The organism is Streptomyces sp. NPDC059443 (assembly GCF_042750105.1).
Taxonomy (GTDB): Bacteria; Actinomycetota; Actinomycetes; order Streptomycetales; family Streptomycetaceae; genus Streptomyces.
Window position 1 is genome coordinate 19,432 of the sequence record NZ_JBHYVM010000032.1, and the last position, 23,504, is coordinate 42,935.

21 protein-coding genes are annotated in these 23,504 nt (G+C 71.6%); 9 read left to right on the forward strand and 12 right to left on the reverse strand.

The window, feature by feature from the left end; translation table 11 throughout:
• Positions 1–143: 143 nt before the first annotated feature.
• The 6 genes from ACFXDJ_RS27035 to ACFXDJ_RS27060 all read right to left on the reverse strand — a co-directional run bounded on the left by ACFXDJ_RS27035 (position 144) and on the right by ACFXDJ_RS27060 (position 8,522).
• Positions 144–1,712, reverse strand: coding sequence for an APC family permease (locus ACFXDJ_RS27035; protein ID WP_384850553.1), 1,569 nt, complete (start codon positions 1,710–1,712; stop codon positions 144–146).
• Positions 1,713–1,943: 231 nt separating this feature from the next.
• Complete coding sequence (locus tag ACFXDJ_RS27040) at positions 1,944–3,443, reverse strand: aldehyde dehydrogenase family protein (RefSeq protein ID WP_384850556.1); 1,500 nt, start codon at positions 3,441–3,443, stop codon at positions 1,944–1,946.
• Complete coding sequence (locus ACFXDJ_RS27045) at positions 3,440–5,179, reverse strand: amidohydrolase family protein (RefSeq protein ID WP_384850559.1); 1,740 nt, start codon at positions 5,177–5,179, stop codon at positions 3,440–3,442. The genes ACFXDJ_RS27040 and ACFXDJ_RS27045 overlap by 4 nt, the downstream gene beginning before the upstream one ends.
• Positions 5,180–5,525: 346 nt before the next feature.
• Complete coding sequence (locus ACFXDJ_RS27050) at positions 5,526–6,653, reverse strand: LLM class flavin-dependent oxidoreductase (RefSeq protein WP_384850561.1); 1,128 nt, start codon at positions 6,651–6,653, stop codon at positions 5,526–5,528.
• A gap of 115 nt (positions 6,654–6,768) precedes the next feature.
• Positions 6,769–7,563 (reverse strand): SDR family NAD(P)-dependent oxidoreductase, encoded by a 795-nt coding sequence (locus ACFXDJ_RS27055; protein ID WP_384663315.1) that lies wholly within the window; start codon positions 7,561–7,563, stop codon positions 6,769–6,771.
• 11 nt (positions 7,564–7,574) lie between these two features.
• The gene (locus ACFXDJ_RS27060; RefSeq protein WP_384663314.1) at positions 7,575–8,522 is read right to left on the reverse strand and encodes an LLM class F420-dependent oxidoreductase; all 948 of its coding nucleotides are present in this window, start codon (positions 8,520–8,522) and stop codon (positions 7,575–7,577) included.
• A gap of 160 nt (positions 8,523–8,682) precedes the next feature.
• On the opposite strand from ACFXDJ_RS27060, the gene ACFXDJ_RS27065 reads away from it, so the two are divergent.
• The 3 genes from ACFXDJ_RS27065 (at position 8,683) to ACFXDJ_RS27075 (ending at position 10,076) form a co-directional block, all read left to right on the forward strand.
• Positions 8,683–8,955, forward strand: a complete 273-nt coding sequence (locus ACFXDJ_RS27065; RefSeq protein WP_384663312.1) for a hypothetical protein — start codon at positions 8,683–8,685, stop codon at positions 8,953–8,955.
• On the forward strand, positions 8,952–9,344 hold the full coding sequence (locus ACFXDJ_RS27070) for a type II toxin-antitoxin system VapC family toxin (RefSeq protein ID WP_384663311.1): 393 nt from the start codon (positions 8,952–8,954) through the stop codon (positions 9,342–9,344). Before ACFXDJ_RS27065 ends, ACFXDJ_RS27070 begins: the two co-directional genes overlap by 4 nt.
• Positions 9,345–9,407: 63 nt before the next feature.
• Positions 9,408–10,076 (forward strand): hypothetical protein, encoded by a 669-nt coding sequence (locus tag ACFXDJ_RS27075; protein WP_384663309.1) that lies wholly within the window; start codon positions 9,408–9,410, stop codon positions 10,074–10,076.
• Here ACFXDJ_RS27075 and ACFXDJ_RS27080 read toward each other — a convergent pair.
• The 3 genes from ACFXDJ_RS27080 to ACFXDJ_RS27090 form a co-directional block, all read right to left on the reverse strand.
• A complete protein-coding gene (locus ACFXDJ_RS27080; protein ID WP_384663308.1) occupies positions 10,054–10,965 on the reverse strand; it encodes a hypothetical protein in 912 nt (303 codons plus the stop codon). The genes ACFXDJ_RS27075 and ACFXDJ_RS27080 overlap by 23 nt on opposite strands.
• Positions 10,966–10,990: 25 nt before the next feature.
• Positions 10,991–12,286, reverse strand: a complete 1,296-nt coding sequence (locus ACFXDJ_RS27085) for a sensor histidine kinase (RefSeq protein ID WP_384850564.1) — start codon at positions 12,284–12,286, stop codon at positions 10,991–10,993.
• A gap of 73 nt (positions 12,287–12,359) precedes the next feature.
• The gene (locus ACFXDJ_RS27090; protein ID WP_384658780.1) at positions 12,360–13,040 is read right to left on the reverse strand and encodes a response regulator transcription factor; all 681 of its coding nucleotides are present in this window, start codon (positions 13,038–13,040) and stop codon (positions 12,360–12,362) included.
• A gap of 90 nt (positions 13,041–13,130) precedes the next feature.
• Here ACFXDJ_RS27090 and ACFXDJ_RS27095 point away from each other — a divergent pair, with 90 nt between their 5' ends.
• From ACFXDJ_RS27095 to ACFXDJ_RS27110, 4 genes are all read left to right on the forward strand, one after another.
• Positions 13,131–13,652: a hypothetical protein gene (locus ACFXDJ_RS27095; protein ID WP_384658777.1), complete on the forward strand. Its 522-nt coding sequence runs from the start codon at positions 13,131–13,133 to the stop codon at positions 13,650–13,652.
• Positions 13,649–14,785, forward strand: a complete 1,137-nt coding sequence (locus ACFXDJ_RS27100) for a peptidoglycan-binding protein (protein WP_384658774.1) — start codon at positions 13,649–13,651, stop codon at positions 14,783–14,785. The genes ACFXDJ_RS27095 and ACFXDJ_RS27100 overlap by 4 nt, the downstream gene beginning before the upstream one ends.
• A gap of 68 nt (positions 14,786–14,853) precedes the next feature.
• Positions 14,854–15,570 (forward strand): ABC transporter ATP-binding protein, encoded by a 717-nt coding sequence (locus ACFXDJ_RS27105; RefSeq protein WP_384658785.1) that lies wholly within the window; start codon positions 14,854–14,856, stop codon positions 15,568–15,570.
• Positions 15,570–16,802 (forward strand): ABC transporter permease, encoded by a 1,233-nt coding sequence (locus tag ACFXDJ_RS27110; protein WP_384658772.1) that lies wholly within the window; start codon positions 15,570–15,572, stop codon positions 16,800–16,802. Before ACFXDJ_RS27105 ends, ACFXDJ_RS27110 begins: the two co-directional genes overlap by 1 nt.
• A gap of 61 nt (positions 16,803–16,863) precedes the next feature.
• Here ACFXDJ_RS27110 and ACFXDJ_RS27115 read toward each other — a convergent pair whose 3' ends face one another.
• On the reverse strand, positions 16,864–17,253 hold the full coding sequence (locus ACFXDJ_RS27115) for a hypothetical protein (RefSeq protein WP_384658769.1): 390 nt from the start codon (positions 17,251–17,253) through the stop codon (positions 16,864–16,866).
• A gap of 256 nt (positions 17,254–17,509) precedes the next feature.
• Between ACFXDJ_RS27115 and ACFXDJ_RS27120 the strand changes: the two genes are divergently transcribed.
• Positions 17,510–17,950, forward strand: a complete 441-nt coding sequence (locus ACFXDJ_RS27120; RefSeq protein WP_384658767.1) for an NUDIX hydrolase — start codon at positions 17,510–17,512, stop codon at positions 17,948–17,950.
• Here ACFXDJ_RS27120 and ACFXDJ_RS27125 read toward each other — a convergent pair.
• Together ACFXDJ_RS27125 and ACFXDJ_RS27130 are read right to left on the reverse strand one after the other, a co-directional pair.
• Positions 17,939–18,802 carry a trypsin-like serine peptidase gene (locus ACFXDJ_RS27125; RefSeq protein ID WP_384658764.1) on the reverse strand — a complete coding sequence of 288 codons (864 nt, stop codon included), beginning with the start codon at positions 18,800–18,802 and terminating at the stop codon, positions 17,939–17,941. The genes ACFXDJ_RS27120 and ACFXDJ_RS27125 overlap by 12 nt on opposite strands.
• Positions 18,803–18,929: 127 nt before the next feature.
• Positions 18,930–20,150, reverse strand: a complete 1,221-nt coding sequence (locus tag ACFXDJ_RS27130) for an amidohydrolase family protein (protein WP_356515637.1) — start codon at positions 20,148–20,150, stop codon at positions 18,930–18,932.
• A 197-nt stretch (positions 20,151–20,347) separates the two neighbouring features.
• Between ACFXDJ_RS27130 and ACFXDJ_RS27135 the strand changes: the two genes are divergently transcribed.
• Positions 20,348–23,407, forward strand: coding sequence for a BTAD domain-containing putative transcriptional regulator (locus ACFXDJ_RS27135; protein WP_384658761.1), 3,060 nt, complete (start codon positions 20,348–20,350; stop codon positions 23,405–23,407).
• Positions 23,408–23,504 lie beyond the last annotated feature (97 nt).

Sequence of the window (23,504 nt, forward strand, 5' to 3'; positions counted from 1 at the left end):
CTCACCCACACCCGCCCCTAGTCTCACACCCACCGCCCCCCCCCCCCCCCCCCCCCCCCCCGCCCCCCCCCCCCGCGCGGGGGGGGGCGCCCGCCCCCCCCCCGCGGGGATGACACGGCAGGGGGCGTGGAGCCCGGGTGGGGTCAGTCCTCGACCACCAGGGCCGGGGTGGACTTCGTCAGGGTCTCGCCGCGGAAGAAGGCCGGGCTGCGGCGTTCGGTGACGAACATGACGACCACGCCGAGGGCGAGGAGGCCGACGCCGATGACGAAGACGCTGCCGACGCCGAGGCCGGGGATGGTGGAGCCGGACCCGTAGGCGGGGTCCCAGGCGTCGTGGAGGGTCTTGAAGAAGACCGAGGCCAGGAGCAGGCCGCCCAGGACGGGGAAGACGCCCTTGAAGAACAGGTCGCGGGTGGACTTGCGCAGGTCGCCGCGGAAGAACCAGGCGCAGGCGAAGGCCGTCAGCGAGTAGTAGAAGCAGATCATCAGGCCGAGCGCGAAGATCGTGTCGGTCAGGACGTTCTCGCTGACCAGGGTCATCACGGTGTAGAAGCCGCCGGTGGCGACGCCCGCCATGACGGTGGCCCGGCCGGGGGTCTTGAACTTCGGGTGGACCTTCGCGTACGAGGCCGGCAGGGCCTCGTAGGTGGACATGGCCAGGACCGTGCGGGCCACCGGGATGAAGGTGGTCTGGAGGGAGGCCGTGGCCGAGGCGAGGACGGCGACGAAGAGCAGGATGCCGAGCATCGGGCCCATCACCGGGCCGGCGAGTGCGGCGAAGACGTTGCCGGAGGTCTCCGGGTTGCCGAGGCCGAGGCCGGCCGTACCGGAGCCGACGGCCATCTGGGCGGCGATGCCGGTGGCCAGGTACGAGCCGACCAGGACGACCATCGCGATGAGCGAGGCGCGGCCGGGGGTCTTGGCGGAGCCGATGGTCTCCTCGTTGGCGGTCAGGCAGGTGTCCCAGCCCCAGTACATGAAGATCGAGAGCGAGAGCCCGGCGGTGAAGGCCGCCATGGATCCGACCGCGAAGGGGTTCATCCACTGCCAGGAGAAGTCCAGGCCGGTGTCGAAGGTGCCGGCGGAGGCCTTCTGGACGGCCATGGCCACGAAGATCGCGAGGACGGCGAGCTGGAGGCCGACCAGCGTGTACTGGACGCCCTTGGTGGCCGTCATGCCGCGGTAGCTGATGGCGGTCGCGGCGGCGATCAGCGTCAGGCAGGTGGCGATGTGGACGAGCTTGTTGCCGTCCAGGGCGGCGATCGACGGATCGGACGTGATCTCGCCGGCCAGCAGCCAGAAGTAGGAGGTGGCCACGCCCGCCAGGTTGGAGAGCACGATGATCGTGGCGATCACCAGGCCCCAGCCGCACATCCAGCCGATCCGCGGGCCGAAGGCCTTCACGGTCCAGGTGAACGAGGTGCCGCAGTCGGGCACGGCCTTGTTGAGCTCGCGGTACGCGAAGGCGACCAGCAGCATCGGCAGGAAGCCGGCCAGGAAGACGGCCGGCATCTGGACGCCGACCTGCCCGGCGGTGGAGCCGAGGGTCGAGGTCAGGCAGTAGACGGGAGCGACGGTGGAGATGCCGATGACGGCGCTTCCCATCAGGCCGACGGAGCCCTTGCCCAGGCCCTTTCCGCGGATCTCGCCCTCGGGGGTCGAACCGCTTACCGAGTCTCCGACTTCGGGCCGAACGTCCAGCTGTGTCATGAGTCAGGACGTTAGACGGTGCGTTTTCCACATCTGGAGGACTTAAGTCCGGTTCGTGCGGCCCGCGATGACCTTTGAATCTCGATGTGAAGATACTTCACGAGGGATCAATGAAAGGGCTACAGGCCTGTCGATCATCGTTTCGACAGGCCTGGAGCTTTTCTTTCACCATGCGGAAACCGCAGCACTGTCCCTTTTGCCCGGGTTCAAACTTTCCAGGTCAACATTTGGTCAAGTCCATACGATCGACTGGATTTCGCTGTAGGCGTGCAGGGCGTACGATCCCACGTCCCGCCCCACCCCCGACCGCTTGAAGCCGCCGAACGGCGCCTCCATGTTCCGGCCGATGGTGTTCACGCCGACCCCGCCCGCCCGCAGCCGCCGCGCCACCCGGAAGGCGCGCGCCGCGTCCCCGGACCACACGTAGCTCAGCAGCCCGAAGTCGCTGTCGTTGGCCAGCGCCACCGCCTCGTCCTCATCCCCGTCGAAGGGGACGACCACGACGACCGGGCCGAAGATCTCCTCGCGGACCACCCGCATGTCGTTCGTGCAGTCGACCAGGAGGGTCGGAGCCACGTAGAAGCCCTTGCCCGCCGAGGCTCCCTCCCCCACCACCGGGCGCTCGCCGCCGAAGGCGATCCGCGCGCCCTCCTTCTTCCCCAGCTCGATGTACGACTCCACGCGGTCCCGGTGCGCCGCCGAGATGACGGGCCCGACCACCGTGCCCCGCACCGCCGGGTCGCCGACCTTCATGAAGGCCAGGTAGCCCGTCAGCTTCTCCACCAGCTGCTCGTACACCGAACGGTGCACGATCACCCGGGTCGGAGCCGTGCAGATCTGCCCGGAGTAGAAGGAGAAGGTGGTGCCGATCCCCATCACCGCCGCGTCCAGGTCGGCGTCCGCGAGGACGATCGCCGCGCCCTTGCCGCCGAGCTCCATCAGCTGCCGTTTCATCGTCCGACCGCAGACCTCGGCGATGCGCTGCCCGACGCCCGTGGAGCCGGTGAAGGACACCATGTCCACTTCGGGTGAGTCCACGGCCGCCTCGCCGACCTCCACCGAGGTGCCGGAGACCACGTTCACCACGCCCGCCGGGACCCCGGCCTCGTGCAGGGCCTCGGCCATCCGGAACACCGACAGCGGGTCCTGCGGGGCCGGCTTGACCACCACCGTGTTGCCCATGGCCAGCGCCGGAGCCACCTTGCCCGCCGGGTTCGCCCACGGGTTGTTGTACGAGGTGATGCAGGTGACGACCCCGACCGGCTGGCGGATCTCCAGCGCACCCAGCACGCTCGCCGCGCCCATCGGGCCCGCTTCGGTGACCTGGGGCGGCAGCCCGCGCTCCACCGGCTCCAGCGCGCCCCTCGCGTACCGCCGGAAACGGGTCACCCCGACGCCGACCTGCATGCCGCGGGCGATCCCGGTCGGGGCGCCCGTCTCGGCCTGGGCGAGGGCCGCCCACGGCTCGTACTCCCGCTGGATGATGTCGGCGGCCCGGTCCAGGATCGCGGCCCGCTCCTCCGGCTTCGTACGGGACCAGCTCTCGAAGGCCTGTGCCGCGGCGCGCGCCGCGTCCTCGACCTGGCCGCGCGTGGCCTCGGGGGCCAGGCCGACGACGGACTCGTCGGCCGGGTTGACCACCTCGTAGTGCCCGCCGGCCGGCTCGACCCACTCGCCGCCGATGAAGAGTTTCTGGGCGTGGGGCTTCTGCGGAGCGTCCTGCGGGGTCATCGGGTGCTCACCGTCCTCGTGTCACGGCCCGAACGGAGCACGATCCCGGGGATCGCCCCCGTGATCTCGTCGTCGCGGATGGTCTCCACGCCGTTGACGCGTACGGACACCATGCCGATCGCCCGCGCGTCCAGCCGCGGGCTGTCCCCGGGCAGGTCGTGCACGAGCGTCGCCGGCCCGGCCTCGATCCGCTCCGGGTCGAAGAGCACCAGGTCCGCGTGGAACCCTTCGGTGATCCGGCCGCGCTCGCGCAGCCCGAACAGCTGGGCGGGGTCGTCCGTGAGCATCCGTACCGCCTGTTCCAGCGGCACCAGCTTGCGGCCGCGCAGGCAGTCCCCGAGGAAGCGGGTCGTGTACGGGGCCCCGCACATGCGGTCCAGGTGCGCGCCCGCGTCGGAGCCGCCGAGCATGACGTCCTCGTGCTGCCAGGTCTCGGCGCGCAGCTCCCAGCTGGCCGGGTCGTTGTCGGTGGGCATGGGCCAGAGCACCGTGCGCAGGTCGTCGTTGGCGCAGATCTCGACCAGGCAGTGGAAGGCGTCCTGGCCGCGCTCGGCCGCGATGTCGTTGACCACGCGGCCCGACAGGCCCTCGTTCGCCTCGCTGTAGGTGTCGCCGATGACGTAGCGCCCGAAGTTGGCGAGGCGCCGGAAGACCCCGGCCTCCTTGCTGTCGGCGCGGCGCAGCATCTCGGCCCGTACGTCGGCGTCGCGCAGCTTCGCGATCCGCTCCGGGACGGGCAGTCCGAGGACGTCGCCCCAGCCGGGGATGAGGTTGAGCGCGCAGAACGTGCCCAGCGACATGTTCATGGGCGTCAGGATCGGCATGGTCAGCGCGACGATGCGGCCGCCCGCCTTACGGGCGCGCTCGCTCGGGACGAGTTGGCGCGGCACGCGTTCGGGGACGGCGGCGTCGATGGTGAGCACGTTCCAGTTGAGGGGCCGGCCGGCGGCCGCGCTCATCTCGACGAAGAGGTCGATCTCCTCGTCGGAGAACTGGTCGAGGCAGCCCGCGACGATGGCTTCGAGCTGGGTGCCCTCGTGCTCGGAGACCGCCTTGGAGAGGGCCAGGAGCTCGGCGGGCTCGGCGTGCCGGGAGGCCACGGGGGCGCCGGCGCCGTCGGAGTGGGTGGAGGACTGGGTGGTCGACAGGCCCCAGGCGCCGGCGTTCATGGCGTCGTGGAAGAGGTCGAGCATCTGCCGCATCTGCTCTTCGGTCGGCCGGCCGCCGACGGCGTCCTCGCCCATCACGTGCCGGCGCAGGGCGCAGTGGCCGACCATGAACCCGGCGTTGACGGCGATGCGGCCGTCGAGCGCGTCGAGGTACTCGCCGAAGGTGGACCAGGTCCAGTCGACGCCTTCCTCCAGCGCCTTGAGGGCCATGCCCTCGACCTTGCTCATCATGCGGCGGGTGTAGTCGGCGTCCTCGGGGCGGGCCGGGTTGAGGGGGGCCAGGGTGAAACCGCAGTTGCCGCCCGCGACCGTGGTCACGCCGTGGTTCATGGAGGGGGTCGCGTACGGGTCCCAGAACAGTTGGGCGTCGTAGTGGGTGTGGGGGTCGATGAACCCGGGGGTCAGTACGAGGCCGGTGGCGTCCTCGCTGGTCGCCGCGGGTTCGGTCACGGTGCCGGGCTCGGCGATGACGGCGATGCGGCCGTCGCGTGTCCCGACGTCGGCCACGCGGGCCGGGGCGCCGGTGCCGTCCACGACGGTGGCGCCCTTGATCAGGTGGTCGAGCATGACGTCCCTTCTGCCGGTGATTCGTCTCGCGGTCCGCGTCCTGGGGCTCCGCCCCAGACCCCGCTCCTCAAACGCCGGAGGGGCTGGGTTTTGGCTGGCGTCAGCCGTCCGCGTGCCTTGCGCGTGTGCCCTGGCCCGTGCGCGAGCCCGGAGGGCTGACGCCGGCCAAATCCAGCCTCGCCGGCGTTTGAGGCGCGGGGGTCCGGGGGCTGGTCCCCGGCAACGGCGCCGCGGGGGACCGCGGAGGGCCCCAGTCGGGGGTCTTAGGGCCGGCCGCGGCCCTCCGTTCGACCTCCGGCCGGGGCCGGTTCGGGGCGGCGGTCCGGGAAGGTGCCGCCCCCGTTCCTCAGGAGCCCGAGGCCTCACGGAAACGCGTCGTGCGGTGCACCGGGTCCGTGTCGATGTGAGGGATCACATGTTCGCCGATGAGCTTGATGGTGGTCATCGTGTCCTCGTACGAGACCCCGGTCGGCAGGCCGAAGGAGAGCTGGTCGGCGCCGGCCTCCTCCCAGCGCTTGCACTGCTGGCGGACCTCGGAGGGGTCGCCGCAGATGAGGAGCTCTTCCTCGATCAGGAGCTCGACGATCTCCGCGTTGTACTCGGGGAGGATCTCGGGCCACTCGGGGATGATCTCGGGCCGCGGGAAGGTGTCGTGGTAGCGGAAGACCAGCGACTGGAAGCGGTTCATGTTGGCGTTGACGGCGATCTCGACGGCCTTGTCGTGGGTCTCGGCGCAGATCGCGGTCGAGGTGACCATGACGTTGTCGTTGACGAAGGCGCCGATGGCCTTCGCCTCCTGGATCGCGGTCTTGTACTGGTCCAGCACCCAGGCCATGTCGGAGACCTTCTGGACGCTGAAGCCGAGGACGCCCAGGCCCTTCTTGGCCGCCATGGCGTACGAGGCCGGGGAGCCGGCGGCGTACCACATGGCCGGGTGGGCCTTGCCGTACGGCTTGGGGAAGATCTTCCGCGGCGGGAGCGACCAGTGCTTGCCCTGGAACCCCTCGTACTCCTCCTGGAGGAACATCTTGGGGAACTCGGCGATGGTCTCTTCCCAGATCTCCTTGGTGCCGTTCATGTCCTCGATGCCGGGAAGGAAGCCGAGGATCTCGTGGCTGCCGGCGCCGCGGCCGGTGCCGAACTCGAAGCGCCCCTTGGAGAGGTGGTCGAGCATGGCGACCTTCTCGGCCACCTTGACCGGGTGGTTGACCGGGGCGAGGGGGTTGAAGATGCCGGAGCCGAGGTGGATGCGCTCGGTGGCGTGAGCGAGGTACCCGAGGAACACCTCGTTCGCCGAAAGGTGCGAGTACTCCTCCAGGAAGTGGTGCTCGGAGGCCCAGGCGTACTTGAAGTTGGACTTGTCCGCCTGAATGACGTACTCGGTCTCCTCGATCAGCGCCTTGTGCTCTGCCTCGGGGTCGACCTTGGACCGCGCCTCAGGCACGTATCCCTGCACAAAGAGCCCGAATTCCAAGGGGATTCACCGTCCTTCTGTTTCTGACGTTGCGTCAGATTCGATGTCACGACTGTTCCATCGCGGGGGCGGGAGCGTCAATACCTGACGCTCCATCAGATATGGCGGAGGCCGGCTAGAGGATGCTGACGCCGGCCATCCAGCCGCCGTCGATCACGAAGGGCTGACCGGTGATGTACGAGGAGTCCTCGCTGGTCAGGAACAGCGCCAGCTTCGCGATCTCCTCCGGCTGCCCCACCCGGCCCATCGGCACGACGCGCTTGTAGAGCTCCGCCATGGCGTCCCGGGCCTCCTGGGGCAGGTCCGCCGGATTCGTGTTCCCGGGAGTGGCCATCGCGGTGTCCACGGCCCCCGGGCACATCGCGTTGACCCGGATGTTCTTCGCCGCCAGCTCCAGCGCCGCCACCCGGGTCAGGCCCAGGATCGCCGCCTTGGTCGCCGCGTACGTGCCCACGTACGCCATGCCCGTCAGGCCCGTGTACGAGGAGGTGTTGACGATGGTGCCGCCGCCGGCCGCCTCGATCTCGGGGGCCACCGACTTGATGCCGAGGAAGGCGCCGACCTGGTTGACCTGGACCACGTGCTGGAACTCCTCCAGCGGGGTCGCGGTCAGCTCGTTGAAGCGCAGGATGCCCGCGTTGTTGACCAGGCCGTCGACCGGGCCGAAGGCCTCCTTCGCCGCGGCTATCGCGGCCGCCCAGTCCTCTTCCCGGCTCACGTCCATCCGGACGTACCGGGCCCGGTCCTCGCCGATGTCCTTGGCGACCGCCGTGCCCTGCTCGTCCAGCACGTCGCCGAGGAGCACCTTGGCGCCCTCGGCGGCGAAGAGACGGGCCTCCTGCTCGCCCTGGCCGCGCGCCGCACCGGTGATGATGACGACGCGCCCGTCCAGCTTGCCCGGCTTGCCCATACTCGTAGCTCCTAGTCGTTGAGGAGGGGGGCCACTTCGGACCCGAAAGCGGTGATCTGGTCGATGAGTTCGGCCCGGTCGCGGTTGCGGAAGCGCACCTGGATCTGGTCGATGCCGAGCGCCTTGTACTCGCGCAGCGACTCGGCGAGCGCCTCCGCCTTGCCGGTGAGGGTCCGGCGGCCGATGTCCCAGCCGGGCTCGCCGACGTAGAGCGCCTCGGTGATCGCGCCGAACTCGATGGGGTCGGAGACCCCGGCCTCGGCGCGGAGCTCCTTGATGCGGGCGATCTGCGCCGGGAGCTTGTCCCGCGGGTCCCCCTGCGGGAGCCAGCCGTCGCCGCGCTGCGCGGCCCGGCGGACGGCGGCGGGCGAGGAGCCGCCGACCCAGACGGGGATCCGGGCCTGGGCGGGGCGGGGCAGCTGGCCGAGGTCCTTGAAGGAGAACAGCTCGCCCTCGAACTGCGGGTACTCCTCCGGCCCGAGGGCCGCGCGCAGGGCGTCGAGGGTCTCGTCGAGCACGGCCCCGCGGCGCGCGAAGTCCACGCCGAGGACCTCGAACTCCTCCTGCACGTGGCCCGCGCCGACGCCGAGGATCAGCCGGCCGCCGGAGAGGTGGTCGACGGTGGCGTACTGCTTGGCGCTGAGCAGCGGGTGGCGGAGGCCCAGGATCGCGACGTGGCTCAGCAGCCGCACGTTCTCGGTGATCCCGGCCAGGAAGGAGAGCGTGGCCACCGGGTCGTACCAGATGGTGCTCATGGGGCCGGCCATGCGCCGCGGGATCGCGACGTGGTCGCAGGTGGCGACGTAGCCGAAGCCGGCCCGGTCGGCCGCCCGCGCGACCGCCGCGAGATCGGCCGCCCCGGCGGTCGCCTCCCAGGGCTCGGCGTAGATGGTGCTCTGCGACTGGATCGGGAGCTGCATCCCGTAGACCAGCCGTCCCTCCGGAAACACGCGCGCCATGGGCCGTACCCGCCTCGTCCTCGTCTGCCGATTCGTCATACCGGTGCCGGGGGCCATCGTCGTAGCTGACGGGTCGTCAGGCAAGGGGTGGGGCGGAGCCCGGACCGTCGAGCCGCGGATCGGAGGCGGCGAATAACATTAGTTTTGTTACGATGACTCCATGACCGACCAGCCCGCACCCGGCGAGGGCCCGACCCGGCCCGTGTCCGTCTCGCTCCACGAGGGAACGATCGCCGCGCTCAAAGCGCGCACCGGAAGGCGCGGCATGTCCGCGTACATCGAATCGCTTGTTCAGCGGCAGCTGGAGCGTGACCGGCTCCGCGAGCTGATCGAGGACTCCGAGTCCGCGAACGGGCCCGCCGACCCGGCAGCCGTCGAGGCGAAGCGAGCGATCTTGCGCGGCGAGACGGCAGCCTCGTCGGACGCCGCATGAGTGGGACCCTGGTTCTCGGCTGCGAGGGACTATCCCGGCTCGTGCGCCAGGACCAGGGCATGCTTGAGTGGCTGACCGCCGCCGAGAGCGAGGACATCCGGGTGATGATCAGCTCGGTGACCCTGGTCGAGGCGCGTGACCCCCGGGTGGAGCAGGCCCGGTTCGACTACGCGGTCTCCCGTGTGAACGTACTCCCGCCGAGCGAGGCCATCGCCCGACACGCGAGCAAGTTGCTCGCCGCTGCCGGACTTCCCGGGCACAAGTACGCGCTGGACGCCATCGTGGCGGCGACCGCCCTCGACCAGCCCGCACCCGTCACCTTGCTGACGTCGGACCCCGAGGACGTGTCCGCACTGTGCGGGAACCGGGTCCGGGTCGTCCGGATCTGACGGCGGGAGCTTCGGCGCGCGCAGGCTGGTGGAGGCACGCCGCGAGGGCCTAGGGTGCCGGGCGTGGATCTCTTCTTGACCCTGGTCAGCGGGGTGGCGTGGACCGTCGTGTACGTCGAGGCGATCCGGGTGGGGCTGCGGGACCGGACGTACGCGATGCCGGTCGCGGCGCTCGCGCTGAACTTCGCGTGGGAGTCGACCTACGCCGTCCGCGAGTTCGACGGCGGCGCGGTCACGGCGCAGGGCGTCGTCAACGTGGTGTGGGCCCTCGCCGACCTCGTCATCGTCTACACATACCTGCGCTACGGGCGCGCCGAGCTGCCCGGCTTCGTGACCCGGCCGCTGTTCGCCGCCTGGAGCCTGCTCGTCTTCGCGAGCGCGTTCGCCGTGCAGTGGCTGTTCCTCGCCCACTTCGGCTCGCACGGAGCGTCCCGCTACTCGGCGTTCCTGCAGAACCTGCTGATGTCCGGGCTGTTCATCGCCTTCTACGCGGGCCGGCGCGGCCGGCGCGGACAGTCCCTGGTCATCGCCGTCGCCAAGTGGCTCGGCACGCTCGCGCCGACCGTCCTCTTCGGGGTCCTGGAGGCCGCGCCGTTCATCTTCGGCCTGGGCATGCTGTGCGCCGTCTTCGACGTCGCGTACGTCGCCCTGCTGGGCCGCGACCCGGCGGGCCGGGCGGGCCCAGTGGCCACGAACACCGACCCCAGCGTTAGAAGCCCTGCGGGCCCATGACGATGACCGGCTTCGCCGCCGGGTCGAGGGTCTCCAGGACCTTCTTCATCGCGTCCTTCGGGATGCCCACGCAGCCCTGCGAGGGGCCGTCGTGGTCCACGTGGAGCCAGATGTTGCCGCCCTTCTCCTCGCCCTCCGGCTTCGTCGGGTCGAGCGGGGTCACCCCCGTCTTGCGGTTGAAGTCGACGGCGACGACATAGTCGAAGGAACCCCGGAGGGACTCGCCGTTCACCCCGCGGCCCGTCGCCACGAACGAGGCGTCCTGGTCGTACGGGAACTTCGTGCCCGGCGGCTTCGGCAGCAGCCCGCCCGCGTCGGTCAGCGCGAACACCCCCTCGGGGGAGGTCAGGTCCCCGTACGTACGCTCCGTGGACCAGCCCTTGGCCCCGTTGCGCGCGGGCCAGCTCGCGCTCTTCGCCCAGTCGGCCCCGGCCGCCGGACGCGTGTACAGGGCCGCGGTGGATTCCGAGGAGTCCTTCGCCCTGCCCGTGACGAGGATGAGCTGGCGGGCGTCGGCGGGGATCTTCGCCCGGGTCTGCTCGCTGATCCCGGGCAGGCCCTGGAGGCCCTCGCGCTCGGCTCCGCGCGCCGCGCGTTCGTCGCCCGGCGGGCGGGCGTCGGCGGCGCCGACCCGGGCAGCGGCGTTGGCCGGGGGCTCGTGGGCGACGTACACCCAGCCGGCGCCGAAGCCGAGCAGGCCGAGCGCGGCCATCGCCGCGAGGGGGCGCGGGGAGCGGGCGGCGCGGGAGCCGCCGGAGGCGCGGGAGCCCCTGGGGGCGCGACGCGTACCGGTGGGACGCGACCGTCCGACGGCGCGGGTCGGCCGGTCCTGGCGGTCCTCGCCGTCCTGTCGGGGCGAATGGGAGCGGGCTCGGGCGTGCTTGCTCATTTCCCCGACCGTACACAGCCGATCTTCACTTTGATCGCCTGGCCGGACTCCCGGGCGTTTCCCCGGCCCGGAACACCTCGGGGAACCGGACCCGGACCGTCAGCCCGCCGCCCGGCCCCGGATTGGCCTCCGCCAGCAGCTCCGCGCCGTGCGCCCGCGCGATCGACGCGACGATCGAAAGCCCCAACCCGGCGCCCTCGCCTGCCGTGTGGAGCCGTTCCGCCCGCCGCCGGAACGGCTCCAGCAGCCGCGGAACGTCCCCCGGATCGATCACCGGGCCGGTGTTCGACACCGTCAGCACCCGGTCCGCGGAGGTGGCCACGAGCAGGCTGCCGCCCGCGCGGTTGTGACGTACGGCATTGGCGAGCAGGTTCCGCACCAGGTGTCCCAGCAGGGTCCGGTCGCCGGTGACGGTCAGCGGCGCGAGCTCCCGTACGAGAGTCAGCGCGGCGGCCGGGGCGAGGGCCGGGGCGGGACCGTCCGCTTCGAGCGGGGACGCTTCGGCCACGGACGCTTCGGCGGCGGAAGCCTCGGCGGCCGCCAGCTCCGCCAGGTCCACCGGTTCCGCCGTCTCCAGGCCCTCCTCCGAGACGGCGAGCAGGAGCAGGGACTCGATGAGGTGCTCGCTGGACTCCGCGACGCCGATGAGCTTGTCGCGGATCCGGGCCACCTTCTCCGGCGGCGGGTCCCCGGCCAGCCCGATCTCGGCGGCGGCCCGCTGGACGGCGAGCGGGGTGCGCAGCTCGTGGGCGGCGTTGGCGGCGAACCGGCGCTGCGCCCCGACCAGGCCCTCCATCCGGTCGAGCATCCCGTCGAAGGTGTCGGCGAGCCGCTTGAGTTCGCCGGGCGGGGCCTTGAGGCCGATGCGCTCGTGGAGGTTGGCGCCGGAGAGGCGGCGGGCGGTCTCGGTGATCACGCTGACGGGGCGCAGGACGCGGCCCGCCATCCACCAGGCCAGCCACATGGAGAGGACGGCGAAGACGGCGAGGGCGATGAGGGAGACGGTGAGCAGTTCGTGGTACGTGGCCTGTTGGACGGCGGAGGAGAGCTGCCTGGTGGCCTTCCACCGGGCGACCTGCTCGGGAGTCGCGGCGCCGCTCTCGGCGGGGACCGGCAGGGCGGGGACGGCCACCTTCTCGCCCTCGACCACGGTGTCGTTCGGGCTGAGGACGGTGGTCGTGACGGCGCCGGTGATGCGGGGGTAGAGGCCCCTGCGGAGGAGGATGTTGATGAGGGTGATGAGGCCTCCGCCGGCCAGGAGGAGCAGCGAGCCGTAGAGGACGGTGAGACGGGCGCGCTCGGAATGGAGCACTGCTCTCATCGCAGATCACCGCTCCCGCTCCGGCTCCCGCTCCGGCTCCAGCTCCGGCCGCTCTCGAAGTGGAGCACCGCTCTCATCGCAGACCACCGCTCCCGCTCCGGCCGATCCGGTATCCGGCCCCCGGCACCGTCTCGATCAGCGCCGGCTCGCCCAGCTTGGCGCGCAGCTTGCTGAGCGTCACCCGCACCGCGTTGGTGCTGTACGAGGTGTCCTCCTCCCACACCTGCTCGATCAGGTCGTCGCTGCTCAGCACCGCGCCCTCCGCCCGCAGCAGCGCCTCCAGCACCGCGAACTCCTTGCGCGAGAGCGCGAGCCGCCGCCCGTCCCGGGTCGCGCTGCGCCGCGCCGTGTCCACGGCCACCCCGGCCCCCTCCAGGACGGGCGGCAGGGCCGGCTGGGCGCGCCGCCCCAGCGCCAGGACACGGGCGAGGAGCTCGTCGTAGGCGAAGGGCTTGGTGAGGTAGTCGTCGGCGCCGAGGCCCAGGCCCTCCACCCGCTCCCGTACGGACCCGGACGCGGTCAGCATCAGGACGCGGGTCAGCAGCCGCTCGCGCACGACCTGGCGGCAGACCTCGTCCCCGTGCAGGCCGGGCAGATCGCGGTCGAGGACGAGGACGTCGTAGGCGCCCAGGCGCAGGCGCTGCAAGGCCTCCAGGCCGTCGCTCGCCTCGTCGACGGCCAGCGCGTCGCGGCGCAGCCCCTCGGCGATCATCTCCCGGAGGAATTCCTCGTCCTCCACCACCAGAACTCGCATGCCGTCCTCTTTACCGGAGAGGGACATTTCCTCGTCATAAGCGCGGAGGTTTAGAGAACCGAAATCCCCTTCTCGCGCAGGCTCTGGCGCATGAAGCGATCCACGACCATGACCACGGCCGCGCTCCTCACCGGCCTGACCCTCTTCGTCACCGCGTGCACGGGCGGTGTCGGCGGCTCGGACGGAAAGAAGGACGAGAAGAAGGACTCCTCGAACTCGGCGGGCAGCAACGGCAGCGGCGGCGGCAACAGTGGTGCGGACGCCGACAACGCCCTCAAGATGCGCAAATGCCTGCGCGACAACGGCGTGGACGCCCCCGACCCGAAGCCCGGCGAGGACCCGCGCGGCATGACCCTGGGCGCCGGCGCGGACCAGGAGGTGCTGAAGAAGGCCATGGACAAGTGCGGGATGAAGGGGCCTGGCTCCGGCGGCGAGGTCTCGCAGGCGGACAAGGACGCGGCCCTGAAGTCGGCCAAGTGCATGCGCGACCACGGTTTCGACGTCCCGGACCCGGAATTCAACGGGAGCATGCGCAGCGCGACGTCGATACCCGAGGGCGTCGACAAGGACAAGTTCATGGATCAGCTGAACAAGTGCAGCGCGGGCCAGTGAGCAAGCGCGGGAAATGGCTCCTGAGCTCGCTGGCCGCCGTACTCGCCGTCACCGGCGGCGGGTACGCGGTCATCGCGCAGGCCGGGACGGACGGCGGGAAGGACTCCGGACCACAGCGCCCGGGCGGCCTCCCGGACGCGACGGCGCCGGTCACGCGCGGCGACCTGAGCTCCGGACTGAGGGTGGACGGAACCCTCGGCTACGCGAAGGAGCGCAAGCTCAACGCGGCGGGCGCGGGGGCGGGTCCCGGCGGAGGCTCCGCGACCCTGACCTGGGTCGCCCCCTCGGGCTCCTCCGTCGAGCGCGACGGCAAGCTCTACGAGGTCAACGGCAAGCCGGTGCGCCTGATGTACGGCACCACCCCCGTGTACCGGACCATGAAGTCCGGGGACAAGGGCGAGGACGTCAAGCAGCTCAAGCGCAACCTCCAGGCCCTCGGCTTCGGCGTCGGCCTGGACGACTCCGACGGCACCTTCACCGAGGGCACCGCCACCGGCGTCAAGCGGTGGCAGAAGTCCCACAAGATGAAGGAGACCGGCGAGATCGGCAAGGAGGACATCGCCTTCGCCTCCGGACCCCAGCGGGTGCAGAAGAACGACATGGCGGTCGGCGACGAGGCGGCCGCGGGAAAGCCCGTACTGACCCTGACCGGCACCGAGCGCACGGTCCGCTTCCAGCTGGACGTGGCCAAGGCGGGCACCGTCAAGACCGGTGACCCGGTGACCGTGAGCCTGCCGGGCGGCGCCGCCGCCAAGGGAAAGATCGCGTCGGTGGGCAGTACGGCCAACCCGGACGACCCCTCCTCGGGCGGCGGCGGGGGTGGGGGCGGAGGCGGCGACGGCAAGAAGCCGAAGGTCGAGATCGAGGTCACCCTCGACAACGCCGCCGAGGCCAAGGGCCCGGACCAGTCCCCGGTCTCGGTGAACCTGACGGGCGAGACCCGCAAGGGCGTGCTCTCCGTACCGGTCAACGCGCTCCTCGCGCTGGCCGGCGGCGGGTTCGGCGTACAGGTCGTCGAGGACGGCAAGGTGCGCGAGGTGAAGGTCGAGCTCGGCATGTTCGGCAACGGCCGGGTCGAGGTGAAGGGGGACGTCCTCAAGGAAGGCATGCACGTGGGGGTCCCCAAGTCATGAGCGATACCGAGCAGTTCCCGGTGCGGCAGGGACTCCACGAGCCCCCGGACGCCCGGCACGCCCACCCGGTGGTCGAGTTGACCGGCGTCACCAAGGAGTACCCCGGCGGAGTCGCGGCCCTGCGCGGCGTGGACCTCACCGTCATGAACGGCGAACTCCTGGCCATCGTCGGCCCGTCGGGCTCGGGAAAGTCCACCCTGCTGCACATCGTCGGAACCCTGGACCGCCCGACCGCCGGCCGCGTGGCCATCGCCGGGTACGACATCGCGAGCCTCTCCGACCGCGCCCTGTCGGCCCTGCGCTCCCGCCACGTCGGCTTCGTCTTCCAGTCCTTCCACCTCGTACCGGGCATCAGCGCCCGGGCGAACGTCGCCGAGGGCCTGCTCTACTCCGGCCTCTCCCGCGCCGAGCGCGGCCGCCGGGCGGAGCGGGCCCTGGAACGGGTCGGCCTCGGCGACCGCACGGAGCACCGTCCGCACGAGCTGTCCGGCGGGCAGAAGCAGCGCGTGGCGATCGCCCGCGCGGTCGCGGGCGAACCGGACCTGCTGCTCGCCGACGAGCCCACGGGCGCGCTGGACACGGCGTCCGGCGCGTCGGTGATGGAACTGCTGCACGAGCTCAACCAGGACGGGGCCACCATCGCCGTGATCACCCACGACACCGAGATCGCGGCCGCCCTGCCCCGCCAGGTCCGCATCCGCGACGGCGAGATCGTGGCGGACGTGTGGAACCCGGCGGGGAACACCCCCGGTTACACAGCCGGGAACACGGCGGGGGCGGTCTGATGGGCTCTCGTACTCGTACGCGTACGAAGCTGCGCGCCGCCGGCAAGCCGGCCCCGCCCCGGCTCACCCCCCGGGACGTGTTCCACGTGGGCTCGGCCGGGTTGCGCTCGCGCCCCATGCGGGTGTTCCTGTCGGCGCTCGGGATCGCGATCGGCATCGCGACGATGATCGCGGTGGTCGGGATCTCCTCGTCCAGCCAGGCCAAGCTGCTCCAGGAACTCGACAAGCTCGGCACGAACATGCTGGTCGCGACGCCGGGCCAGTCCATGTTCTCGGGGCAGGACACCAAGCTGCCTAAGGACGCCCCGGGCATGATCGGCCGGATCGACGGAGTCGAATCGGTCGGCGCGACGGGGGACGTGAAGGAGTCGGTGCGCCGCTCCGAGAAGATCCCCAAAGCGGAGACCAGCGGCATCGCCCTCAAGGCCGCCCGGGGCGAGCTGCTGAAGACCCTGCGCGCACAGATGCGCAGCGGAACCTGGCTCAACGACGCGACGGGCCGCTACCCGTCCGTGGTCCTCGGGCACGTCTCCGCCGAACGGCTCGGCATCACGGAGCCGGGCGGACAGGTCTTCATCGGCGGGCAGTACTTCACGGTCATCGGCATCCTGGACCCGATCCCACTGGCCCCGGAGATCGAGCGCTCGGCGCTGATCGGATGGGAGGCCGCGCAGAACCTCCTGGGCTTCGACGGGCACCCCACGTCCGTCTACGAGCGTTCGGCCGACGACCGCGTGCAGGCGGTCCGCAGCCTCATCGCCCAGACGGCCAACCCCCAGACCCCGAGCACGGTCTCGGTGACGGACCCGTCGGCGGCGCTCCAGGCCAAGGCCGCCACGGAGGGCGCCTTCAGCACCCTCCTGCTCGGCCTGGGCGGCATCGCGCTCCTGGTGGGCGGGGTCGGAGTGGCCAACACGATGATCATCTCGGTCCTGGAACGCCGCCACGAGATCGGCCTGCGCCGTTCCCTCGGCGCGACCAAGGGTCAGATCCGCATCCAGTTCGTCACGGAGTCCCTCCTCCTGTCCGGCCTCGGCGGCCTGGCCGGAATCGCACTGGGCGGCGCGGCCACGGCGGTCTACGCCCAAGCCGGCGACCTCCCCTGGGTGGTCCCCCTCTGGGCCGTAACGGGCGGCTTCGCCGCCACCCTGGCCATCGGCACGGTGGCAGGCCTTTATCCGGCGGTCCGCGCGGCCAGGCTGTCGCCGACGTTGGCGTTGCAGGCGGGGTAGGGGGGTGGGGGGTCGGGGGGTGTGATGCGGAGGGACGGCAGTGGTCGCTCAACCGCTGCGGTCAGTAGGCGTTCATGTACCAGATCGCGCCACCGAGGAAGATCGGAAGAGTGAACGCCATCTGCAGCATCCAGGGAACACCCGGCCCCTCGTCATCAGGCTTACCCGGGTTCTCCGCACGCCACGTCATGAAGTCGCGCATCGCCTTCCAGTGGCCCACGACCCCCAGGGCGATGCCCAGGATTACCCCACAGTAGGCGGGAAGCATCTCGTTCAGAGACCAGTCGTGGTTGGCGCTGGCAGCCGTGATCACCAGGAACCCTGCCGCCGGACCGCATGACACCCAGATCTTCTGCCGCCGGTTCACCATCCCGGGGAACATCGCGGCGAGATACGAAGCCACACTGATCGTGGCGAACAGCCACCACAGCGGAGAGGACTTCTCCGGCATCAGAACCCTTTCATCTACCCTCACGGCCGTGGCCCGAAGGTCCGCCATCTCGCCCGCAACGGCTATCCGTCCCACCGTTCCCGCAGCTCAAGCCCCACGGCGCAACCCTAACCGCCCGTCGATGACGAAAAGGTGGCACTGGGCTGGAGGGACGCACCCAGGGACCCTCGAAGCCATCGCCCCGCCCCCGCAGCCCCCGCCCCGTGTGCCCGTCAAAGCACTGCCGTCGCCGCAGGCGCCGTCGTACGCTGGTCTGATGCGAACTCCACGGCAGGCCGCAAGAATTGTCGTCGTCGATCCCGCCGGTTCGGTGTTTCTGTTCCGGGAGAACAACGTAGAGGTCGGCATCCACTGGTTGCCGCCGGGCGGGGGGATCGATCCCGGGGAGACGCCCGAGGAGTGCGTGCGGCGGGAGTTGCGGGAAGAGACCGGGTGGACCGATCTGGAACCGCAGCGGTTGTTGTGCACCTGGGAGCACGACTTCACGTACCAGGGCGTTCCCGTCCGCCAGCACGAGCACATCTACGTCACCGCCGGGCCGCTGCGCGACCCCGTCCCGGAGTACCCCGAGGCCCACTGGCGGTGGCTCTCGCGGCGGAACCTCGCCACGCTGGGCGAGCCCCTGTGGCCCCCGCGGCTCGCGGAGCTGCTCGATGAAGCGCCCGCCGAGCCAGTGCACTTGGGGCTACTGGCCTGACCCGGCGCCCGTCGCCCGCGCGTACAGCTTCGCCGCGTAGTCGTTCAGGATCGTGCTCGTCGAGACGTCGTCCGTGTCGCCGCCCGTCAGGATGCCGATGATCTTCCCGTCGGCGGCGATCCACGCACTCCCGCTCGTGCCGCCCGGGAAGTCCGCGCAGTCGAAGCGCTGTTCCGTCGGGGTGTCGCGGATCGCGCGGGACGTGCAGGTGCGCGCGACCTTGCGGTCCGCCGGGTAGCCCGTCACCGTGACCTCCTCGCCGGAGCGGCCCGTGGTGTCGAGGACGGCGGCGCCGGTGACGTCCTCGATGTTGCGGCCCGAGGCGTCGGGGGCGAGGCGGGCGAAGGCGAGGTCGAAGTCTTCGTTCGTGCCGTCGGACCAGTGGGTGTCCTCGAAGACCTCCTCTAGCTTCCAGGTGCCGTACGGGGCGCGCCCGTCCGCGTACGCGGGTGCGAAGATCGCACCCGCTCCGCTGACCCGGCCCGAGGACAGGCAGTGGCCCGCGGTGACGATCAGATTCCGCCCGGGGCTGTGCACGACGGTCGCCGTGCAGAAGTGATTCCCGGTCACCTCGCCCTCGAACAGCGCCCCGGCGAAGGGCACGGACCCGCCGGGCTTGGTGAGGGACCCGGTCGGGCGGGGGCTGGGGCCGGCGGACAGCTGAGGCTTTTTGGATGATTGCGATTGCGACGGGCGGGCGGTGGAGGACGTCGTCGGGGGCGCAGCTTTCGCGTGCGCGGAGGCCTTGCCGTCCGCCGCGGGCACCACCTTCGTCATCGCCGCGGACGCACCCAGCGCCGCCACAGCGCACAACACCGCGGTCACCACGGTCCGCTTGTCCACCACAGACACCCTCCCCACTTTGCTGTGGCGAAGCATGCCCTGCGCACGGCGGCCACCGCAAGGTGCATCCCGGCCGTCCCCGCCCCGGAGGCGCTCCCATCGCGCCTCCGGGGCCCGCGCACGTCCCGTCACACCGCTACGCCCCCGGCCAGAGCCCTTCCGGGGTCAGGCCCAGCAGGTCGATCGCGTTGCCGCGCACGATGCGGTCCACCACGTCCGGGGCCAGGTGGCCCATTTGGGACTCGCCGACCTCGCGGGACTTGGGCCACGTGGAGTCCGAGTGGGGGTAGTCGGTCTCGTAGAGGACGTTGGCCACGCCGATCGAGTCCAGGTTCTTCAGGCCGAAGGCGTCGTCGAAGAAGCAGCCGAAGACGTGCTCCGCGAACAGTTCGGAGGGCGGGCGCAGGACCTTGTCCGCCACGCCGCCCCAGCCGCGGTTCTCCTCCCAGACCACGTTCGCCCGTTCCAGGATGTACGGGATCCAGCCGATCTGACCCTCCGCGTACATGATCTTGAGGTTCGGGAAGCGCTCGAACTTGCCGCTCATCAGCCAGTCCACCATCGAGAAGCAGCAGTTGGCGAAGGTGATGGTGGAGCCGACGGCCGGCGGGGCGTCGGCCGAGGTGGACGGCATGCGCGAGGAGGAGCCGATGTGCATGGCGATGACCGTGCCGGTCTCGTTGCACGCCTCCAGGAAGGGGTCCCACTCGTCCGTGTGGATGGAGGGGAGGCCCAGGTGGGGCGGGATCTCCGAGAAGGCGACCGCGCGCACGCCGCGCGCAGCGTTGCGGCGGACCTCGGCGGCGGCGAGGCGGGCGTCCCAGAGGGGGATCAGGGTGAGGGGGATGAGGCGGCCGGCGGCGTCGGGGCCGCACCACTCCTCCACCATCCAGTCGTTGTACGCGCGCACACCGAGCAGCCCGAGCTCGCGGTCCTTGGCCTCCGTGAAGGTCTGGCCGCAGAAGCGCGGGAAGGTCGGGAAGCACAAGGCCGACTGGACGTGGTTGACGTCCATGTCGGCGAGCCGGTCGGGAACCGAGAAGGATCCCGGGCGCATCTGCTCGTACGTGATGACTTCGAGTTTGATCTCGTCGCGGTCGTAGCCGACGGCCGTGTCGAGGCGGGTGAGGGGTCGGTGCAGGTCCTCGTACACCCACCAGTCGCCTATGGGGCCGTCGTCGCCCTTGGCGCCCATGACGGGTGCGAACTTGCCGCCGAGGAAGGTCATTTCCTTCAAGGGGGCACGGACGACGCGGGGGCCGACGTCGTGGTACTTGGACGGGAGCCGGTCCCGCCAGACGTTGGGGGGCTCAACCGTGTGGTCGTCCACCGAGATGATCTTCGGGAAGGTCTCCATGCCCTCACGGTAGCGCCAATCTGACGAACCGTCAGCTCTTTGGACGCGGCGAACGTCGCCTGACGCGGCACCGGGTTCCGGATCCGGCCGGGCCGGGGTTCCGGATCCGAGCGGACTGGGTCCGCTTCGGACTGACGTGTACGCGCAACACAGGGCAGACTGACCATTACACCTACGGAAGGCAGGGGGGACGCCAGATGGACGGCATACCGGCCATCCCGCACCAGCGGAACCACCCCGGGGCCGGAACCGCAGCCGCGGGAACGGGAGTCGAGGCCGGAACCGGAGCTGAGGCCGGAACCGGAGCCGAGGCCGGAACCGGAGCCACCGCCGAAGCCCCCGCACCCGGGGGCAACCGCTTCGCCGTCCTCGGGCCCATCCGCGCCTGGCGCGGGCCCGAGGTGCTGCCCTCCGGGACCCCCCAGCAGCGGGCGCTGCTCGCCGTGCTGCTGCTCCGGGACGGGCGGACCGCCACCGCGCCCGAGCTGATCGACGCCATCTGGGGCGAGGACCCGCCGCAGCAGGCGCTCGCCACCATCCGTACGTACGCCTCCCGCCTGCGCAAGATCCTCGACCCCGGGCTCCTCGTCAGCGACGCCGGCGGCTACGCCGTCCGCCTGCCCCACCCCGAGGCCCTCGACCTCGGCATCGCCCGCGCGCTGGCCGCCGACGCCGAGGCCGCGCGCGGCGAGAAGGGGGACCGCGCGCTCGCCCGTACGCTGCTGGCCCGCGCGCTGAACCTGTGGGACGGGGAACCGCTGGCCGGCGTACCCGGACCGCACGCCGACACCGAGCGCACCCGGCTCGCCGAGTGGCGCCTCCAGCTGCTGGAGACCCGCCTCGACCTCGACCTGGAGCTCGGCCACCACGCCGAGGCCGTCTCCGAGCTCACCGCCCTCACCGCCGCCCACCCCCTGCGGGAGCGGCTGCGCGAGCTGCTGATGCTCGCCCTCTACCGCAGCGGCCGCCAGGCCGAGGCCCTCGCCGTCTACGCCGACACCCGCCGGCTCCTCGCCGACGAGCTCGGCGTCGACCCGCGCCCCGAACTCTCCGCCCTCCAGCAGCGCATCCTGCGCGCCGACGCCGAACTCGCCCATGCCGAGGACCCGGCCCCGGCATCCGCACCCGTACACGTAAGGCCCGCCCAACTGCCTGCCACCGTCGCCGACTTTACCGGCCGCGCCAGCTTCGTCCACGAACTCGGCGAGATCCTCTCCAGCATCGAAGGCCAGGTCATGGCCGTCTCCGCGCTCGCCGGCATCGGCGGCGTCGGCAAGACCACCCTCGCCGTGCACGTCGCGCACGCCGCGCGTCCGCACTTCCCCGACGGGCAGCTCTACGTCGACCTCCAGGGCACCGAGGCCCGCCCCGCCGAGCCCGAGGCCGTCCTCGGCTCCTTCCTGCGGGCGCTCGGCACCCCCGACACCGCGATCCCCGACTCCCCCGCCGAACGGGCCGCGCTCTACCGCTCCACCCTCGACGGCCGCCGCGTCCTGGTCCTCCTCGACAACGCCCGCGACGCCGCCCAGGTCCGCCCGCTGCTGCCCGGCACCGCCGGCTGCGCCGCCCTCGTCACCAGCCGGGTCCGCATGGCCGGCCTGGCCGGCGCCCATCTCGTCGACCTCGACGTGATGAGCCCGGAGGAGGCCCTCCAGCTGTTCACCCGGATCGTCGGGGCCGAGCGGGTCGGCGCCGAGCGCCAGGCCGCCTTCGACGTGGTCGGCGCCTGCGGCTTCCTGCCGCTCGCGATCCGCATCGCCGCCTCCCGCCTCGCCGCCCGCCGCACCTGGACGGTCTCCGTCCTCGCCGCCAAGCTGGCCGACGAGCGCCGCCGTCTGGACGAGCTCCAGGCCGGCGACCTCGCCGTCAAGGCCACCTTCGAGCTCGGCTACGGGCAGCTGGAGCCCGCGCAGCAGCGCGCCTTCCGCCTCCTGGGCCTCGCCGACGGGCCGGACATCTCCCTCGCGGCGGCCGCCGCCGTCATGGGCCTGCCGGAGCACGCGACCGAGGACCTCCTCGAAGCCCTCGTCGACTGCTCCCTGCTCGAATCGGCCGCGCCCGGCCGCTACCGCTTCCACGACCTCGTACGCCTCTACGCGCGTGCGTGCGCCGAGCGCGACGAGCAGCCCCCGAGCGAGCGCGAGGCCGCCCTCGACCGGCTGCTCGACTTCTACCTCGCCACCGCCGGCGGGGTGTACGGCCTGGAGCGCCCCGGCGACCGGCTCGTCGCCCACCTGTCCGCCACCCGCTACCCCGGGCTGGTCTTCACCGAGCCGCACGCCGCCCAGGACTGGCTGTACGCCGAAGCCGACCCGCTGCTCGCGTGCGTCCGGCAGGCCGCCGTGCGCACCACCGGCCAGGCGGACGTGCTGCGCCGGGCCGTGGACCTGCTGTGGGCCGCCAAGGACCTCGCCGAGTCGGGGGCCAACTCCAAGCAGTACGAGTGGGCCGCCAGCGCCCTGTGCGAAGCCGCGCACGCCGCGAAGGACCCGCACGCCGAGGGCCGCGCCCGTACCACCCTCACCAACACCCACCTGATCGCGGGCCGGTTCGCCGAGGCCGACGACGAGGCCCGCCAGGCCACGCTGCTCGCCCGCGCCGCCGGGGACCCGCTGCCCAGCTGCTGGGCGCCCAACGACCGCGGGATCATCGCCCTCTACGAGGGCCGCTACAAGGACGGCGAGCGCTACCTGCTGGAGGCCATCGCCAACTTCCGGGCCGACGACAACCACGTGGGCGAGGCCAGCGCCCTGTGCAACCTCTCCCGCATCCACGTGGAGCTGGGCCGGCTCACCAGCGCCATCGACCTCGCCCAGCAGGGCATCGCCATCTACGACCGGATGGGGCTCACCCTGCGCCTGGCCAACGGCCGCTACGCGCTGGGCATCGCCCTCACCCAGGCCGGCCGGACCACCGAGGCGCTCGTACAGCTGACGGCCGCGCTGGCGCTGTTCCACGACAACCGCCAGCCGCTGTGGGAGGGCATCACCCACTTCAGGCTGGCGGAGGTCCAGCTGTCGGCCGGCCGGGCCACGCTGGCGGCCGCGCACGCCGAACAGGCCGTGGCGCTGCGCGTGATGGGCGGCGAGTGGCGGCGGGCGTGCGTCCTGATGGTCCTGGGCCGGGCGCTGCGGCGGCTGGGGCAGCGGGACCGGGCGCGGGTGTGCTGGCGGGACGCGGAGGCGGTCTTCGCGCAGCTGGGCTCGTCCGAACTGGCCGAGGTACGGGCGCTGCTGGCGGCCGAGATCGCGGCCTGACCAGGCGCCGGCCGCCCCCGGCCGCCCGCTGAACGAGGCGTTCATCGTTCGTTTATCGTGTCGGGTCAAAGTAAGTACATCGACTCGTCACACCGGG

Excerpts from the sequence above, each read along its gene's own strand:
- ACFXDJ_RS27035 (WP_384850553.1), bottom strand. The coding sequence starts at position 1,712 with ATGACACAGCTGGACGTTCGGCCCGAAGTCGGAGACTCGGTAAGCGGT.
- ACFXDJ_RS27070 (WP_384663311.1), top strand. The coding sequence starts at position 8,952 with ATGAGTGGGACCCTGGTTCTCGGCTGCGAGGGACTATCCCGGCTCGTG.
- ACFXDJ_RS27110 (WP_384658772.1), top strand. The coding sequence starts at position 15,570 with ATGGGCTCTCGTACTCGTACGCGTACGAAGCTGCGCGCCGCCGGCAAG.
- ACFXDJ_RS27065 (WP_384663312.1), top strand. The coding sequence starts at position 8,683 with ATGACCGACCAGCCCGCACCCGGCGAGGGCCCGACCCGGCCCGTGTCC.
- ACFXDJ_RS27095 (WP_384658777.1), top strand. The coding sequence starts at position 13,131 with ATGAAGCGATCCACGACCATGACCACGGCCGCGCTCCTCACCGGCCTG.
- ACFXDJ_RS27085 (WP_384850564.1), bottom strand. The coding sequence starts at position 12,286 with ATGAGAGCAGTGCTCCATTCCGAGCGCGCCCGTCTCACCGTCCTCTAC.
- ACFXDJ_RS27090 (WP_384658780.1), bottom strand. The coding sequence starts at position 13,040 with ATGCGAGTTCTGGTGGTGGAGGACGAGGAATTCCTCCGGGAGATGATC.
- ACFXDJ_RS27055 (WP_384663315.1), bottom strand. The coding sequence starts at position 7,563 with ATGGGCAAGCCGGGCAAGCTGGACGGGCGCGTCGTCATCATCACCGGT.
- ACFXDJ_RS27120 (WP_384658767.1), top strand. The coding sequence starts at position 17,510 with ATGCGAACTCCACGGCAGGCCGCAAGAATTGTCGTCGTCGATCCCGCC.
- ACFXDJ_RS27080 (WP_384663308.1), bottom strand. The coding sequence starts at position 10,965 with ATGAGCAAGCACGCCCGAGCCCGCTCCCATTCGCCCCGACAGGACGGC.
- ACFXDJ_RS27060 (WP_384663314.1), bottom strand. The coding sequence starts at position 8,522 with ATGGCGCGCGTGTTTCCGGAGGGACGGCTGGTCTACGGGATGCAGCTC.
- ACFXDJ_RS27135 (WP_384658761.1), top strand. The coding sequence starts at position 20,348 with ATGGACGGCATACCGGCCATCCCGCACCAGCGGAACCACCCCGGGGCC.
- ACFXDJ_RS27040 (WP_384850556.1), bottom strand. The coding sequence starts at position 3,443 with ATGACCCCGCAGGACGCTCCGCAGAAGCCCCACGCCCAGAAACTCTTC.
- ACFXDJ_RS27130 (WP_356515637.1), bottom strand. The coding sequence starts at position 20,150 with ATGGAGACCTTCCCGAAGATCATCTCGGTGGACGACCACACGGTTGAG.
- ACFXDJ_RS27045 (WP_384850559.1), bottom strand. The coding sequence starts at position 5,179 with ATGCTCGACCACCTGATCAAGGGCGCCACCGTCGTGGACGGCACCGGC.
- ACFXDJ_RS27115 (WP_384658769.1), bottom strand. The coding sequence starts at position 17,253 with ATGCCGGAGAAGTCCTCTCCGCTGTGGTGGCTGTTCGCCACGATCAGT.